The sequence below is a fragment of the Chamaesiphon sp. OTE_8_metabat_110 genome (assembly GCF_031382685.1).
GTDB lineage: Bacteria > Cyanobacteriota > Cyanobacteriia > Cyanobacteriales > Chamaesiphonaceae > Chamaesiphon.
In genome coordinates this window covers 1-16,897 of the sequence record NZ_JANMZA010000475.1, presented here as the reverse complement: position 1 = coordinate 16,897, position 16,897 = coordinate 1, and the positions used below count along the sequence as shown (strand labels likewise).

The window sequence follows — 16,897 nt, the reverse complement described above, 5'->3', positions numbered from 1 at the left end:
CGCCGTTTGCCGAAACCGCGATCGGTTATCCCGAATCACTCGGACGCATCGATCCACACTTAGAATTATTACGTCGTGCCGATAGTCTCTGGGATCGCGCTTTTCATCTCTACAGTACGCTCTCGATGTGTCGCGATCGTGGGTGAGTCTTGCCCTCAGCCCAGCCCTTAGAAAGCTACGGTCATATACAAGTAGTGGATATGATGCGTAGTCCTTTACCCCACCCCAGCCCTTCCCTTTCTAAGGGGAGGGAGCATGAAAAGCCCCCCCTGCTTGGTGCGCTGTCTTGTCGTTGTCTTGTCTTGACGCGCTCGACCTGGAGGGAACCTCCAGAACGCGCGTCGCTGACGCCAACGAACGGGAGGAAACCTCTCTTGACGCACACAACTCGGAGGAAACCTCCGAGTCGATGCGTCGCTCCCGTTCGTTGGCGAAGCCTTCCCGAAGGGAGCTGCGTCGCTTTTTTATTCGGGGGGAACCCTAGACATAAAAACGCCGCTAAAACTGTCGGGGAAACCGAACAGTGCGCGCATCCGCGCATATTCGGGGGGGGTGGGGGGGTAAATCAACTCCAAACGCGGCTAATTTTTACGGTCGGATCTGTGCTTCTACCCAAGCACATTATTCCTTGCCTTTGCGCTCGGCGGCAGTCGCTTTAAAAGCTTTGGGTTTGTCAACCTGACGTGCCAAATCCAAAAATCCGCGCATGTTGGCACCGGGCATCCGGCGACTGCTATTGGAGGACGGTTTAATCAGGTAGTCGGTGGCGAAGTTCGTAATGGGAGGAGCCGCTGGAGCCGCTACAGGTGCCGGAGCTACTGGCGCTGGTGCAGCTTCTGTTTTCTGAACAGCTTTTTTGTCAACCTTTTTGTCGGCCTTTTTGTCAGCTTTCTTATCGACTTTAACTGTTTCAGGGGTTGCAGTAGCGGTAACTACGACTTCAGTTGTAGTTACCGCTACTGGAGCTGGTGCTGTCGTTACAGTTGCCGCAGGTGCGGTAGGTGCTGGCTCGGGTTTGGCTTTTGCTTTAGTTTCTGCTTTAGCAGGCTGTGATGTAGCATCTTCATCTTCTAGCTGCATGAAGAAACCATCATTTTTTTTGCCAAAAAACTTTTTAAACACAGTAAATTATCTCTCTCATTACATAAAACGAATTATCAATTTTGGTCGCTGGCATGTGCAAGATAAGCTGAGAAAGTTTAACAAAAGTTTACCGATCGGCGGCGATGAGCCACTAGTGTAACTGTCATAAGCCGATCGAGCCGCCCTCGCTAGCTGACCTAAACTGAAAACTGACACCTATCATTATGCCCGATCGTGAAGACCCAATCACCGCTTCAGCCCCATCCAGATTCGCAAAATTCCGTGCGCCGCAACCCCATTTTACTCGTGCATGGATTGATGGATACCAGCCACAAAATGCGGAAAATTGCCAGCTACCTGCGCGATTTGGGCTGGCAAGTCGCGACGATCGATCTCGATGCTAATACTGGCGATACGCGGCTAGAAATCCTCGCCCAACAAGTCGCCAAGCTAGTCGAGCGGACTTTTGCACCTGACGAGCAAATCGATTTGCTCGGCTTTAGTATGGGTGGGCTAGTCAGCCGTTATTATGTCCAGCGCTTAGGTGGCATCGATGCTGCCCTAGGGGACGCGCCGCAAGCAAATAGGCGTCAACGTGTCGGACGGCTAATTACGATTTCTACGCCCCATCAGGGCACGCTGGCAGCTAATTTTTCGACGCGGACTGGCTGTAGACAAATGTGTCCCGATAGTGATTTCATAACAGATCTAAATCGTGATGTTGAGATGTTAAGTCGGGTAAACTTTACATCGATCTGGACGCCATTTGACCTGATTATTTTGCCACCGACTAGCTCGCAACTCGGCATCGGTAGAGAACTCCAAATTCCCGTCCTCACTCACCCGTGGATGGTAGCCGATCGTCGCACGCTGGCTGCGATTTTCGATGCCCTCATTCAACCGATCGAGTCGCCAATTTGAGTGAACTCGCTTGCCCCAAAGATCGCCTCACTCTGGGCATAATATTTGAACTCTAATAAGTTGGTAAAAGGGTCTACTAAAAAGAATGTGCGGTGTTCCGTAATTGCGCCGGGAAATCGATGTTTTGCCGACTGATAAAATTTTAGCTGGCGCTCGATTGCCCGATCGAGTAAGGCTTGCCAATCAGTTAAATTCGGGAACACAATTCCAAAGTGACGCGGGTAAATCCCCTGCTGAGGAGTAACCTCTGTAGTGATGTGCGCGACTAATTGATGACCGTACAGATTGAGAATTATTGAATTTGCTGCCTCTCTACCCACAGTACAACCCAATCCATCGACGTAGAATTTTTTGGTGTCGATGATATTCGCGATCGGGAATGCCAGATGAAAAATAAATTCGCTCATAGCTCGTGGTTAATCTTCAGTAATTAGACACCCTCTACCCTCTATTTATAAACCTTGACTTTCTTATTAGTTTCTCTCTGCAACTGAGCGGCAATTTTAAACATTTCGATGCCATCATGTAGGTAGCTTTCATCATAATTCATAGTATAAAAATTTAACTCCTTCACTCCATCTGATACTTGGTTAATTGTATAGTACAAATTAGCAGCAATCTCGGCAACTAATGAAGGATTGGGCATCGAGTGAAAAATTTTGTCGATCTTCTGTAAATGTTGCTGACATTGATTTACATAAGCCTCAAAATTACCCATTAATTCATCATCGAATGGGTCGGCAGAAAGTTCTTGAATTTGCGTCTTGAGCGGCTTGATGATCCAGTTAATCGTCCGATTTATCGGCTGATAAACTTGATTGAGCCACAGGATTAGTTCTTCGTCCAATTCTCGTCCGACAGTGCGCGGACGGCGGGGAATATGCGCGGCGGATTGTTGTTGGCGGGGGATTGCCACATTCGACTCGAACAAATAATCGTAGGCGCGACGCTGACGCTCGTCGCCTAATACTTCATAAGCAGCGTTGAGCTTGATAATGAGATCGGCGTTAGCTTTGCCACCATTTACATCGGGATGAAATTCTTTAGCTAGCCGCCGATAAGATTGTTTGATCTCATCAGCAGTAGCTTGGGGGGAGACTTGGAGAACTTGGTAGTGCGTTTCTGACATCGGACTGGGAGAAGATGGGAGTTGGGAGTTGGGAGTTGGGGGGACGGGGGACTTTGACCGGATCTTAGCCCCCTTTTTAAGGGGGTTTGGGGGATTCTCACCAATTTCGCTTCTAACTAGAGATGTGTATCCACGGTAGGAGACGGGGGGATGGAGATTTAGATACTTTGGGGTTCGGGATCTTGGAAGAGGGGGGTGCTGAGGTAGCGTTCGCCAAAACTCGGCTGAATCATGACGATTAGTTTACCCTGATTTTCGGGACGACGAGCGACTTCGATCGCGGCATAGAGAGCAGCACCCGAAGAAATTCCCGATAATAAGCCTTCTTCGCGGGCTAATCTGCGCCCATACTCGATCGATTGTTGGTCGGTAACTTGAATTACTTCGTCGATAGCTTCGAGCTTCAATACTTGCGGGACGAAGCCAGCGCCAATACCCTGAATCTTGTGCGGCCCCGGTCTACCGCCAGAGAGGACGGGACTACTGGTAGGTTCGACGGCGATTACTTTAAATCCTGGTTTGCGAGGTTTGAGCGCTTCGGCGATACCTGTAATCGTGCCGCCCGTGCCGACTCCCGCGACGACAATATCCACCATTCCATCGGTATCTGCCCAAATTTCCTCCGCTGTAGTCAGTCGATGAATTTGGGGGTTGGCGGGATTGCGAAACTGCTGCAACATGTACGCGTGTGGTGTCTTATCGACGATCTCCTGAGCGCGGCGGATACAGCCACTCATCCCCTCGATACCTGGCGTGAGTTCCAATTGGGCACCATAAGCCTTGAGCAACGCGCGGCGTTCGAGACTCATGGTTTCGGGCATGGCAATAATCAATTTATAACCCTTAGCTGCTGCGACCATTGCTAGGGCGATGCCAGTATTTCCCGATGTGGGTTCGACCAAAATTGTTTTGTGCGGCGTAATCAAGCCTTCTTTTTCGGCAGCTTCGATCATATTGACGCCAATCCGATCCTTGACAGATGACGCTGGATTCATCCCTTCTAGCTTGACGACGATTGTGGCGACACAGCCTTCAGCTTTGGGAATACGGTTGAGGCGAACTAGGGGCGTGCGACCGACTAATTCAGTAATATCGTTAGCAATTTTCATATCGATAAAAGCGGCAAATCTAAAGGGAGGGGAGAATCGCGGACTAGAGCTACTCTGGCTGGTAGTCTACGGCGTAAATCTAGTAGAAGAGATGGGATCTGGGAGCTGGGAGCCAAAAGTGCGGGAACAGGGGTTTCCCAACTGGGGCGCGAGCTTTTGGGGGGAAGCTTCCCAAGCGAGCTTTTGGGGGGAAGCTTCCCCCCAAAACGTCGCGCCCGAAAACGTCGCTTCGGGAGACAAAGGCCAGACAAGTAGATCGCCTTTTCAAGACAGATCAGAGGATCTCAATAGTGACTTAATTTGTGCCGATCGGTACTGGTGCTAAGTTTCCATCATAACTGGAGTATGGCTCTCTAAAATTCTAACAACCTCTGTCGATCGGCGAAACGATCGAGCCGAGAATTGTTAGCGAATGACTACCTAATTCCAATCTGTCACCCATGATAATGAATGCGGATATTTGGGGAATAATAGAGATCGAGAGCGTCAATCTAAATTGTGTCGGCGAGCAATCGTCCAGCAGGTTAGGTCGGACTAGCGATCGTGGCTAAAAAACTCACGTTTTGAATCCAAGCTACAATTATTACTAGGCATTGAAAATCTCACATGTTGCTGACACTATGAGCGTGCGAATCCATAAAATTCTAGAGCTAGGGTTGAATAGTATGGTGGGAATTGAAGGGCGAGCAACCGCCTAAGCGAGGAAATAAAGTCTTAATCGGGAGTCGGGGTTGCTGGATGCGATCGTACACAATCTAGAACAGAGCAATCACATTGCCAGAATTAAAAAGCTGGTCTTCTGTGCTTGTACCAATAATTGGAGCAATGAAGCTCAACAACTGAGTACGGCAAAGTTTAAAAGTTACATTCAACAGTTGCACGAGCGTTATGCTTCAACGGTGGAGCTAAAGTATTTGCTCTATCGGATCGTAATTAGATTAAATCATAGTACAAATTACTATACAGTTGCTAATTTCTTGTGTCAGGAGATGGAGCCACTGTATGCTTTCGAGTCTAGCGCGCCTAGCGATCGCACTGGGCAAGAAGATAGTTCGACCAGCCGCACGAATGCCGCTGCTTGGGGTAAAGAAGCGATTTTTACCGTCGAAGAGATTCAGGCAGGGACGATGTTACAAGTCGAAATGTCAGTACTCGCCGCCAATCGCCAGCTCCTGACACATGTGGTGGTAACTTTGCCCGATCTCGATCGAATGATGAGCCAGTATCAAGAATGGCAATCCCGCTATCGGCGACTCGATCCCCAAAATCATCGCCTGATGAGTAATAAAGCAGTCAGTTTAGTCCCAGAGCGGATTAATGACTGCCTGGATGCTGGTGCCATGCTTCAGGCTAATTTACATCAATGGTATAGTTCTCCGGGCTTCCAGACCATCCGCGAACGCTTAGCGACGACGATCGATCCTGATGTCGAGATCGAAACGATCGTCCGCAGCCGCTCCAAGTCACTGTTAAAACTGCCTTGGAATTCTATTTGGCAACCGATCCTCGATCGTTACCCCCAGTCAGAAGTAAGTGTCTCCCTGATTCCGACGATTTCCGAGACTGCTCCCACTGCCGAACAAATGGAAGTGTCAGTCCTATCGATCCTCACGAGCGCCCAAGGGATCAAACTCGATCGATCTAAAGAATATTTAGAAGCACTCCCATACACCAAAGCCGAGTTTATCGTGGCTCCCGGTCATGATGATTTTGTCAAGGCGCTCGGCAAAAAACCTTGGAGTGTCATCTTTTTTAGCAGTTATATTTCTGGCTATCTACCGAATAATCGGATTTATATCAATCACCACGATACGATCGGGATTACCGAATTCAAATATCGGCTGCGGATGGCGGTGCAACAGGGACTGAAACTGCTAGTTCTCAACTGTGGCGAGGGTTTGGATCTAGCAGGCGAACTGGCAGATCTGCAAATTCCCAACTTGATTGTCATGCGCGAAGCCGTCCAAGATCAGGTCGCCCAGGAATTTGTAAAACTATTTCTCAAAGCTTTTTCCGGCGGTAAATCCCTCCAGCTAGCGGTTCGAGACGCCCGCGAACGACTCCAAGCGATCGAAAAAGTAGTGCCAGCGGCTAGTTGTCTCCCCATGCTCTGTCAGCAGATTTCATCGCCAGCCTCCAGTTGGAATCGCTTGGCACATATCAACTTTAAATCGCCGGAACTGCTCGGAGTATCTCAGAATTGGGCTGATACCGAAGCTACCGGGATGATCGCTGATGCCGATTTAGAAAGCGGGATCGTGACTACCACCATCCTCGAATCAATTGCCTACGACAGGCTTACCTTAGTCCATCAACTGACGGGTTATTATAGTGAAGTTTATGCTCTAGCCATCAGTGCCGACGGTCAGTGGCTGGTCAGCGGACATGGCGATATCACTCACGTCGATGACGCGATCAAGGTCTGGCGACTCTCTGATGGTAAATTAATTCATAACCTACTCGGTCATAGTCATTGGGTTTATAGTGTGGTCTTAACTGCTGATGGGGAGACGATTATCAGTGGTAGTTTGGACGGCACGATTCAATGGTGGCAACTTACTACCGGGACTAAATTACCTCAGTTACTCGACCATAAATCGGCGGTTAATGCCATCTCGCTCACCAATGACAGTCAGCGACTAGTCTCGGGCGGTAATGATGCCTTATTGAAAATCTGGCAACCCCAAAACGGGCTACTCATTCATGAATGCTCCGGTCATCTTCAAAATGTGGCTTGTGTGGCTACTCACCAGCAGGCTCAACTGATTGCCACCGGGAGCAGCGACTATACCGTTAGATTATGGCACCTTCAGGAAGGACGGCTACTCAAAACAATTATGGGACACAGCGGGCGGATTAGTGCCATTGCCATTACGCCTGACGGTACCAAGGTAATCAGTGCCAGCCACGATTGTACGGTGAAAATTTGGGATGTAGCAACGGGTAATTTAATTCATACCCTCGCTGGACATTCTAAACCGATCGGGTGTGTCGCAGTCTCAGCCGACGGTCAGATCGTCGTCAGCGGTAGTGACGATCGCACTGTCAATATCTGGAATCTCCACGATGGGCAGCTTTTACACACCCTCCTAGCCACAGATCGGGCGATCTTATCGGTTGCTATTAGTCCCGACTGTCGGACGATCGTCACGGGTAGTTACGGCGAAGTTCAAGTCTGGCGGGTTCCGGCGGAGTAGGCTTTAGGTATTAGGTATTAGGTATTAGGCTTTAGGCTTTAGGCTTTAGGCTTTAGGTGAATACATTGGATAAGTGTTATCCATTACCTTTTACCTTTTACCTTTTACCCCTTCCCTTTACCCCTTCCCCCAAAATCGGCTACGATCGATAAGATAGATTAAATCTGTTGAGAGTATGCGTATACCTCGTTTGTGGTCGATGGCGATCGGTGGGATGGCGATCGCGATTTTGGCGCTGTGGTTGATTAATTCACTCTATACCCTGTACGTCCAAGTTAGTGGGACGACACCGTGGCTGGCGACACCGCTATTAATTGGGATTTTAATCCTCATTGCGATCGCGATCGCGGTGCTAGTTTATTATGTGGGTATCTTTCAGGGATGGTGGGGGAGATCGAAGACAAAAACACCCCAATTACCCAAAGTTCCCGTCGAGAGAACCGCCGCTGCTACTGCCAATCTCGAAGCGATCGATCGGCAACTCCAACAGATTCAAGATGAAGTTACCCGTCAGGCGTTACTGGCTAAATCCCGCGAGATTGCCGAAAATTTAGCCCGAGGACAAATCCGCGTCGTCGTCTTTGGTACGGGTTCGGCGGGGAAAACCTCGTTAATTAACGCCATTATCGGGCGGATTGTCGGTGAAGTCGGTGCGGCGATGGGGACGACAACTCGCGGTGAGACTTATACCCTCGAATTAAAAGGTTTGGATCGCCAGATTTTGCTCATCGATACTCCGGGCATCTTAGAAGCCGGAATTGAGGGCACTCAACGCGAGGCGGTCGCTAGAGAGCTAGCCACATCTGCGGATCTGTTATTATTTGTCGTAGACAACGACCTGCGATCGTCAGAATATACCCCCCTCATGGCACTAGCCGAAATCGGCAAGCGATCGCTCCTAGTGTTTAATAAAACCGATTTATATCCGCCACCCGATCGCGATAAAATCGTCGCCCAGCTCCAACACCGCGTCCAGAGCGAGATCGAACCTCAAGATGTCATCGCGATCGCCGCAAACCCCCCACCAGTCCGCCTCGAATCGGGTGAAATCTTCACTCCAGACCCTGACATATTCCCCCTAATCCGCCGCCTAGCTGCCGTTCTCCGCGCCGAAGGAGAAGATTTGGTCGCCGACAACATTTTGCTCCAATCTCAACGGTTAGGAGCCGAAGCTCGCGAGCTAATCGATGCCCAACGTCGTCGTCAAGCCGATCGAGTCGTCACGCGATTTCAATGGATCGGTGCTGGTGTAGTTACAGTTACCCCCTTACCCGTCGTCGATTTTCTGGCTACCGCAGCGATCAATACCCAAATGATTATCGAAATCGGCAAGATTTACGGCTGCGATCTCGATAAAGCCGCCGCCCAAGAATTAGCTCTCTCTCTGGGTAAAACCCTAACTAGTCTGGGTATCGTCAAAGGTGCGATTCAACTTTTATCGACCGCACTCACGATCAATGTGACTACCTACGCCCTCGGTAAAGGGATTCAAGGACTTACCGCCGCATATCTGACACGGATTGCCGGACGCAGTTTTATCGAATACTTCCGTCAAGATCGATCGTGGGGTGATGGCGGGATGGCAGAAGCCGTGCAGCAGCAATTCCAATTAAATCGCAAAGATGAATTCCTACAAGCCTTTATCCAGCAGGCGATTAGCTCTGGTACTGTCAAGCTGAAAGAAACATTCTCGATCGTCGATCGAAAATAGATCCAGTAAATAAGTAGTCTTGGTCAATTACATTCGGCAATAGCCGGGAATTATAGCGTGAATACCGATCCTAGTGGCACGATCGAAATCACTACAATAAAGAAGTAATTGCCGTGAATTTGTCCGTCACGCCAATTACTTATATAAAATTTTATTCCCCGTCGCATTATGCAACCAAACAACCCCCAACAATTTACCGAAAAAGCTTGGCAGGCTGTCACCAATACGCTGGATATTGCCAAAGCTTGCCAACAGCAACAGATGGAGTCAGAGCATCTTCTCAAGGCTCTACTCGAACAAGATGGCTTAGCCACAAGTATTCTTGCCAAGGCGGGAGTCAATCTCAGCCAATTTCGTCAAGAACTGGAAAACTATCTTCAAAAGCAGCCCAAAATCTCTGGGACGATTAGTTCTGTATATTTAGGGCGCAGTATCGATACATTACTCGACAGGGCCGATCGGTATCGCAAAGATTATGGCGATGACTATATCTCGATCGAACACCTATTACTAGGATATCTCCAAGACGATCGCTTTGGCAAACAACTTTTTGCTGAATTTAAGTTAGATGAAACTAAACTCAAAGCGATCGTTTCCCAAATTCGCGGCTCCCAAAAAGTCAACGATCAAAATCCCGAGGGTAAGTATGAATCACTCTCTAAATACGGACGCGATCTGACTGATTTTGCCCGTCGCGGCAAACTCGATCCGGTCATCGGTCGCGACGATGAAATTCGGCGGACGATCCAGATCTTATCGCGGCGAACCAAAAATAATCCTGTCCTAATTGGCGAACCGGGCGTCGGTAAAACCGCGATCGCGGAAGGTTTAGCCCAACGCATTATCAGTGGTGATGTGCCCCAATCACTCAAAGATCGCACCCTCATTTCACTCGACATGGGTGCCCTAATTGCGGGAGCTAAATACCGTGGCGAATTTGAAGAAAGACTTAAAGCCGTACTCAAAGAAGTCACCGAATCTCAAGGCCAAATTATCTTATTTATCGATGAGATTCATACCGTCGTCGGTGCGGGTGCCAGTCAAGGCGCAATGGATGCTGGCAACCTGCTCAAGCCAATGATGGCGCGGGGCGAGCTGCGCTGCATCGGCGCGACAACCTTGGACGAATATCGCAAATACATCGAGAAAGATGCCGCCTTAGAGCGCCGCTTTCAACAAGTATATGTCGATCAGCCCAGCGTTGAAGATACGATCTCGATTTTACGCGGTCTCAAGGAACGTTATGAAGTCCATCATGGGGTGAAAATCTCGGACAACGCTTTAGTTGCTGCCGCTACCTTATCGACTCGCTATATTAGCGATCGATTCTTGCCAGATAAAGCGATCGATCTGATGGATGAAGCTGCCGCTCGTCTGAAGATGGAAATCACTTCCAAACCCGAAGAACTCGACGAGATCGATCGTAAAGTTCTCCAGCTCGAAATGGAACGGCTATCTGTTAATAAAGATACCTCCAGTTCTGCCCGCGAACGCTTGCAAAAGATCGAAAAAGAACTAGCAGACCTCAAAGAAGAACAACACGCCCTCACCGGACAATGGCAATCGGAAAAAGATATTATTACCAATATCCAAACCATCAAAGAAGAGATCGACAAAGTTAATATCGAGATCCAACAAGCCGAACGCAATTACGACCTCAATCTCGCCGCCGAACTCAAATATAGCAAACTTATCGAACTCCAGCGGAAACTCGAAACCGCCGAAGTCAAACTCGCCCAATCCCAAACCACTGGCAAATCCCTCCTCCGCGAAGAAGTCACCGAAGCCGACATCGCCGAAATTATCTCCAAATGGACGGGCATTCCCCTAACTAAATTAGTCGAAACCGAACGGGACAAACTGCTTCACCTCGAAGACGAACTCCATCGTCGCGTCATCGGGCAAGAAGAAGCCGTCACCGCCGTCGCCGAAGCGATTCAGCGTTCCCGCGCCGGACTCTCCGACCCCAATCGACCGATTGCCAGCTTCATCTTCCTCGGCCCTACAGGCGTCGGTAAAACAGAATTGGCTAAAACCCTCGCCAATTACCTCTTCGACGCCGAAGATGCGCTGATCCGCATCGATATGTCCGAGTATATGGAAAAACACGCCGTTTCGCGCTTGATTGGTGCGCCTCCCGGCTACGTCGGCTATGAAGAAGGCGGACAACTCACCGAAAGCATCCGCCGTCGTCCCTACGCCGTCATCCTGTTCGACGAAATCGAGAAAGCACACCCTGACGTGTTTAACGTTCTACTCCAAGTCCTCGACGACGGACGCGTCACAGATTCTCAAGGGCGGACGGTAGATTTCAAGAATACCGTGATTATCATGACTAGTAATATTGGTTCTCAATATATTCTGGATCTCGCTGGCGATGACTCCAACTACGATGAGATGAAATCTCGCGTCCTAGAAGCCCTCAGTCGCAACTTCCGTCCCGAATTTCTCAATCGCATCGACGATACGATCATCTTCCACACCCTCCAAAAAACGCAACTCCGGAGCATCGTCAAAATCCAAGCCGCCCGCCTCGAAAAACTGTTAGCCGAGCGCAAATTATCGCTCAAACTAGCCGAATCGGCGCTCGATTATATCGCGAATGTCGGTTATGACCCCGTATATGGGGCACGACCGCTCAAACGGACGATTCAAAAAGAGCTAGAAACGATTATCGCCAAAGGAATCTTACGCGGTGATTTCAAAGAAGGCGATACGATCTTTGTCGAAGTCCAAAACGACCATCTTGCCTTCAGTCGTTTACCTGCCACAATCCTGATGCAAGAAAGTTAAGTTAACAGACAACAAACCCCCGATGTTTCTAGATATCGGGGGCTTATTTTCGAGTAGAAACCCAACACCACCAATGTCAATTGCTAAGTGCAAGGATCTGTAGGTTGGGTTGAAGAATGAAACCCAACCTACAGTCCTAACTACCTACAACTGGCAGCCTATGAATTAAATCGATGTAGTGATGGTGTAATTGCGATCGATCTGAATTTATGCAGCTAGAAATAACCGAATACGATCGATCGTCCAGATCGCGACACCACAACCAAAAAAGTCATTGTCTTCCGTCCAAATCGGACAATCTAACAGCAGAGCAGCAGCCACAATCGGCCAATCATTGACATCACGGGCAGCAATCCGTTGCTTCGCTTCAACTTCGTACCCAGAATAGACAGCAGCATCAACAATCTCAATTAAATGAATTAGACCCGCCAACACAGCTAAAGCCTCATCAGGTGGCAGATTGCGCTTTTGGAACAGGATCGGCAAATATTTGACAGCATCATCAAGGCAAAGATCTGGGGTGAAAAACTGTGTGGTGGGTGAAAACTCTTGAATCAGATCTCGGACTTTCTTACCCAGCACAGCACGCACCACAATATTGGCATCAAGCACAATTTTTTTAGAATTAGACATGGATGAACTCTAAAGTTGCTGCGAGCGCAGTTGGTGAAACTCTGCTAGCAAAGTGTCTTCATCAATCCCATGTTCTAGCAAAAGAGCATCCAGGGCTGCTGCGGCACGTTTGAGAGATTCCTGTTCTGACTCAGTGGGCTGTAGCTGGGTCGGAAAAAAGTAGCCTACTGTTTGCCCATGCCGCAGGATCGCCACAGGAGCAGAAGAACTGAGGTATTTGGCTAAATTATCTCTAAAATCTCTTATCCCAATTTTTTGCAGCATATTCTACCTGACGAGAATTGTGTACACAGCGGTACACAATCTTAACACGTCTGGCATTGGGCTGAAGATCTACAACAGTGCAAAAATCTGTAGGTTGGGTTGAAGAATGAAACCCAACCTACAGTCCTAACTGAGTTAGATGAAAATTCAAACATCATCGATACCAATATCCGCCTCCGTTAGAAAAGTGTTGTTGAAGGTGCAATCGACAAAATAGGAGCTATCGCCGATTTCAAAACTATCATCGACAGCAATATCCCCATTGGGCATAATAGTGTCGCTGAAGATGCAATTGCAAAAACTATGGCTATCGCCGATTTTAGCCTCAGTCAAGTTGCTTCTGGTAAAGTTAACACCCCACATATCAGTACTTTCGAGATAGGCTTCGATAAGTTGGGCATCAGTCAAATCGGCATTATCAAAACTTCCAAAAGCGAGATTAACCCCACTCAAGTCGGCTCTTTGGAGATTAGCACCATCCAAACTAGTTTGCCCAAAGTTGGTATCTCTCAAATTGGCATCACTAAAATTGACTCGATCCAAAATCATTTCAGCCAAGATAGATCTACTCAAATTAATACCAGCAAAATTGGCACCAACCAACTCATCGGAAGCTTCAATTTCGACTCCACTAAAATCTCTCCCCCCAGCAGCATAGCGCTCCAGTAATTCCTCGGCAGTTATAACTTTATCGGCTCTAGTGACAGCCATAATCCCAACCTACAGTTTTAAAGATATCGGGGGTCTGTTTTCGAGCTTCAAAGTGAAGCATCAATACTCAAAATACTACCATCGCTAAAATCGATATTGAGATTGCAATTATTTAGTAATAATGTGCCGACTTGCGGACGCCGCCCCATCGCCAGGACGGGTACTTCTAGCTCGACACCATCCCAGACTACTGTAGCTCGATGTACTGGCGTAACTGTATTCTCATCATTTGCCAGATTGGTATTGATACTCGCCACATAAGGCAGTTGTAACTTGGCAACAGCCGCAACTGGCAGACTCAAAGCGCCTTCAAATCCAGTATTGATGACACAGCCGATTTCGAGATCGGGATAGCCAGAGATCCGCACGATCACTTTTACTTGTGGTTGTCGTCCGATGACAATGCCATTTATCACGATAATTCCGCCTTTGTCAAACTACCACCCACTGCATAAACAGCATTAAATCCAATCCGTTCTGCCCAAATAATCGCATCGGGAAATTGACTTTTGAGTCGATCGCAAGCTTCTAGCAAGTTATCATCAATTTCATAGTTACTAGTAGTAATATCGATCGCGATAATATTGCCAAGCTGCTCCCGCGTTTCTACCTGAGTGCGGATCGATCGAGTGTAGAGCATCTGTCCGCGTCTCGCAATTTCGCGATTACTCAGCCGCACGGGAGTTGTATTGCTATTTCGATCGTCCATCATTAATCACTATCCGTTTTGCCAACCCCTTCAGATTATACCAAAGTCGCTGTCTCGATGCGTTGAGCTTCGATCGAGTCAAATTTCCATCCGCGCCGATGGGTACGAATTTAGTTCGATCGATCGCCAATCCTTACATTAACAGCTTCGCTAACTTAATACCGCAAATCGCACTAATCAATCCACAAACCAAGCCATTTACCAAAATCGAGACGCCCCAGGCAATCTGAGCAAAATTCGTAAAATAGCCATTTGGCGATCTCAACAGATCTTGTGCCAATACTAATCCTTGCCATCCCAACCACGACAAGAGCAAGATCGAACATACACCGAGGATACCACCGACGATCGCACTACCAAATCCCGCAATCCACCCATAAGCCGGATCGAATTTACCGCCCTGACGGGTTAATTTATCTCGAACTAACATGAGCATCCCCGCCACAGTCGCACCTGCAACGGTGCCAATTGGAGCCACGATCGAGTAACGCAAGGATGATAATAGATAAAATGGCAACGATCCTAACCAACCATAGTCAGATCTTACTGGTGCTTGGCTGAAGTCGATGAGTTGCGTCCAGCTACCGAGCCAACTTACTAGCCACGGGGCGACGAGTTTACCACATAAAATCGTACTAATTGCGATCGCGATCGAGCCGACGAAGGAAAAACCGATGGTAATAAATAAGGCCCAGATCGATCGAGTTTTCCAAGTAACGATCGTCCCGGAGATAATACCGGGAGCTAGTAATAAGATGAGATACAGGAGGTGAATGAATTGCAGGTGTAGCATATGAGAGGCCAGTTGCTTAGTCTAGATAACCGATCGCAGTTATAGCTAGATTCTTAACAAATGGCATCAGTATTTTCCGCAGTGACTCGATCGAGCATTAAGTCTGCGGTTCCCAAATTTGATTCGATAGTCAAAAAGCTTCTCATCTGATGAGAAGCTTCGATCGAGTGAACCTAGATTTACGGGACTGACGGGACTCGAACCCGCGACCTCGCGCGTGACAGGCGCGCGCTCTAACCAACTGAGCTACAGTCCCATTTATTCAACAGTCCTTATTATGCGCGTTCTAATTGGATTTGTCAACTAGATAGCAGAAAGTTGTCGATCGGGAGTGGGGAGATGTTGAGTGCTACTGAAGATCTCATCTCCTCCCTACTCCCATCAGGAGTGATTATTTAGTCCATTCGGTGTGGAAAGACTCTGTGTCGGGCTTATCGATCCGTTTGTAGGTGTGGGCACCAAAGTAGTCGCGTTGCGCTTGAGTCAGGTTTTGGGGCAGACTAGCACGACGGTAACTATCAAAATAATCCAGTGATGCGCTAAACGCTGGCACGGGAATACCCATTTTAGCTGCTTGGGCGATAACTTCGCGCCATGCAGTCTGGCGATCGAGAACAGTCTGCCGAAACTCTGGGGCTAGCAGCAGATTTGCTAATTTGGGATCGGTTTTGAAAGCATCTTTGATTTTATTCAAGAAGCGGGCGCGAATAATACAGCCGCCTTTCCAAATCCGGGCTGTTTCGCTCAGATTGAGATCGTACCCATACGCTGTCGAAGCAGCACTGAGCAATGCCATCCCTTGAGCATAGGAACAGATCTTCGAGCAATACAGCGCGTCGCGCACTTGGTTGACAAATACTTGGACATCGCCAGTAAACTTGCCTTCTGGCCCAGGGAGGACGGCAGCCGCACTTACCCGTTCGGTTTTGATTGAAGAAATAATCCGCGCATTTACAGCCGCAATAATCGTCGGAATCGAGACACCCAACTCTAGGGCACTTTGGACTGTCCAGCGTCCGGTGCCTTTTTGTCCGGCAGCATCAAGAATCATTTCGACCAATGGTTGATTTGTTGCGGGGTCGATATATTTAAAGATATCAGCGGTAATTTCGATCAAGAACGAATTGAGTTCGTCAGTTTTATTCCATTCCGTAAATACTTCGTGGAGCTGTTTGTGGTCTAATCCACCAACATTTTTAAGTAAGTCATAAGCTTCGGCAATCAACTGCATATCGCCATACTCAATGCCGTTATGCACCATTTTGACGTAATGCCCTGCGCCACCTTTACCAATGTAGGCTACACATGGCCCATCATCGACCTGAGCGGCGATTTTGGTGAGAATGGGTTCGAGGTTGCGGTAAGCGGTTTCAGTGCCTCCTGGCATCATGCTGGGGCCATTGAGCGCACCTTCTTCACCACCACTGACTCCCATGCCAATAAAGGTGAATCCAGAGTTTTCGAGTTCGGCAGTGCGTCTATCGGTATCTGTGAAGAGGGAGTTCCCACCGTCGATAATCACATCACCTGGAGAGAGAAAGGGTTTGAGTTCTTCGATGACGAGATCGACTGGCTTGCCCGCTTGCACCATGATCAGAATTTTGCGCGGTGTTTCTAGTGCGGCACAAAATTCTGGAATCGAATACGCAGCTACGACATTTTTCCCTTGGGCGCGGGTTGCCATGAAGTTATCGGTCTTTGCTTTCGTCCGATTGTAAACGGCGATCGGAAAGCCATTGCGTTCGACGTTGAGGGCGATGTTTTCACCCATGACAGCTAAACCAATCACACCAAAGCTTTGTAGAGACATAAAATATTGGAAATACTGTAGATGTAGGGTTCGA

General features: G+C 48.4%; 15 protein-coding genes and 1 tRNA gene. 4 read left to right on the top strand and 12 right to left on the bottom strand.

Going from position 1 to position 16,897, the window contains the following annotated elements:
* Positions 1–621: 621 nt before the first annotated feature.
* Complete coding sequence (locus RMO52_RS17440; RefSeq protein WP_309738972.1) at positions 622–1,122, bottom strand: hypothetical protein; 501 nt, start codon at positions 1,120–1,122, stop codon at positions 622–624.
* Between the two features lie 195 nt (positions 1,123–1,317).
* Here RMO52_RS17440 and RMO52_RS17435 point away from each other — a divergent pair, with 195 nt between their 5' ends.
* Entirely contained in the window at positions 1,318–2,004 is a 687-nt protein-coding gene (locus tag RMO52_RS17435) for a triacylglycerol lipase (RefSeq protein WP_309738973.1), read from the top strand.
* On the opposite strand, the gene RMO52_RS17430 is transcribed toward RMO52_RS17435, so the two are convergent.
* From RMO52_RS17430 to cysK, 3 genes are all read right to left on the bottom strand, one after another.
* The gene (locus tag RMO52_RS17430) at positions 1,980–2,411 is read right to left on the bottom strand and encodes a VOC family protein (protein WP_309738974.1); all 432 of its coding nucleotides are present in this window, start codon (positions 2,409–2,411) and stop codon (positions 1,980–1,982) included. The genes RMO52_RS17435 and RMO52_RS17430 overlap by 25 nt on opposite strands.
* Positions 2,412–2,452: 41 nt before the next feature.
* Positions 2,453–3,133, bottom strand: coding sequence for a DnaJ domain-containing protein (locus RMO52_RS17425; RefSeq protein ID WP_309738975.1), 681 nt, complete (start codon positions 3,131–3,133; stop codon positions 2,453–2,455).
* 158 nt (positions 3,134–3,291) lie between these two features.
* Positions 3,292–4,242, bottom strand: a complete 951-nt coding sequence (gene cysK / locus RMO52_RS17420; protein ID WP_310416723.1) for a cysteine synthase A — start codon at positions 4,240–4,242, stop codon at positions 3,292–3,294.
* A gap of 731 nt (positions 4,243–4,973) precedes the next feature.
* Here cysK and RMO52_RS17415 point away from each other — a divergent pair.
* The 3 genes from RMO52_RS17415 to clpB all read left to right on the top strand — a co-directional run bounded on the left by RMO52_RS17415 (position 4,974) and on the right by clpB (position 11,943).
* Positions 4,974–7,439 (top strand): hypothetical protein, encoded by a 2,466-nt coding sequence (locus RMO52_RS17415; RefSeq protein WP_310416720.1) that lies wholly within the window; start codon positions 4,974–4,976, stop codon positions 7,437–7,439.
* 175 nt (positions 7,440–7,614) lie between these two features.
* A complete protein-coding gene (locus RMO52_RS17410; protein WP_310416717.1) occupies positions 7,615–9,150 on the top strand; it encodes a GTP-binding protein in 1,536 nt (511 codons plus the stop codon).
* 168 nt (positions 9,151–9,318) lie between these two features.
* On the top strand, positions 9,319–11,943 hold the full coding sequence (gene clpB, locus RMO52_RS17405) for an ATP-dependent chaperone ClpB (RefSeq protein ID WP_310416712.1): 2,625 nt from the start codon (positions 9,319–9,321) through the stop codon (positions 11,941–11,943).
* Between the two features lie 207 nt (positions 11,944–12,150).
* Here the strand turns inward: clpB and RMO52_RS17400 are convergent, their stop codons facing one another.
* From RMO52_RS17400 to gndA, 8 genes are all read right to left on the bottom strand, one after another.
* Complete coding sequence (locus RMO52_RS17400) at positions 12,151–12,576, bottom strand: PIN domain-containing protein (protein WP_310416708.1); 426 nt, start codon at positions 12,574–12,576, stop codon at positions 12,151–12,153.
* A 9-nt stretch (positions 12,577–12,585) separates the two neighbouring features.
* A complete protein-coding gene (locus RMO52_RS17395; protein WP_310416705.1) occupies positions 12,586–12,840 on the bottom strand; it encodes a hypothetical protein in 255 nt (84 codons plus the stop codon).
* Positions 12,841–12,987: 147 nt separating this feature from the next.
* Positions 12,988–13,551, bottom strand: a complete 564-nt coding sequence (locus RMO52_RS17390) for a pentapeptide repeat-containing protein (protein WP_310416702.1) — start codon at positions 13,549–13,551, stop codon at positions 12,988–12,990.
* Between the two features lie 47 nt (positions 13,552–13,598).
* Positions 13,599–13,967 (bottom strand): clan AA aspartic protease, encoded by a 369-nt coding sequence (locus RMO52_RS17385; protein ID WP_310416698.1) that lies wholly within the window; start codon positions 13,965–13,967, stop codon positions 13,599–13,601.
* Complete coding sequence (locus RMO52_RS17380) at positions 13,964–14,263, bottom strand: hypothetical protein (RefSeq protein WP_309738695.1); 300 nt, start codon at positions 14,261–14,263, stop codon at positions 13,964–13,966. The genes RMO52_RS17385 and RMO52_RS17380 overlap by 4 nt, the downstream gene beginning before the upstream one ends.
* A 130-nt stretch (positions 14,264–14,393) precedes the next feature.
* Positions 14,394–15,053 (bottom strand): hypothetical protein, encoded by a 660-nt coding sequence (locus tag RMO52_RS17375; RefSeq protein ID WP_310416695.1) that lies wholly within the window; start codon positions 15,051–15,053, stop codon positions 14,394–14,396.
* A 182-nt stretch (positions 15,054–15,235) separates the two neighbouring features.
* Positions 15,236–15,309 (bottom strand) — tRNA-Asp (locus RMO52_RS17370).
* Positions 15,310–15,444: 135 nt separating this feature from the next.
* Positions 15,445–16,863 carry an NADP-dependent phosphogluconate dehydrogenase gene (gene gndA / locus RMO52_RS17365; RefSeq protein ID WP_310416728.1) on the bottom strand — a complete coding sequence of 473 codons (1,419 nt, stop codon included), beginning with the start codon at positions 16,861–16,863 and terminating at the stop codon, positions 15,445–15,447.
* Positions 16,864–16,897: the final 34 nt, after the last annotated feature.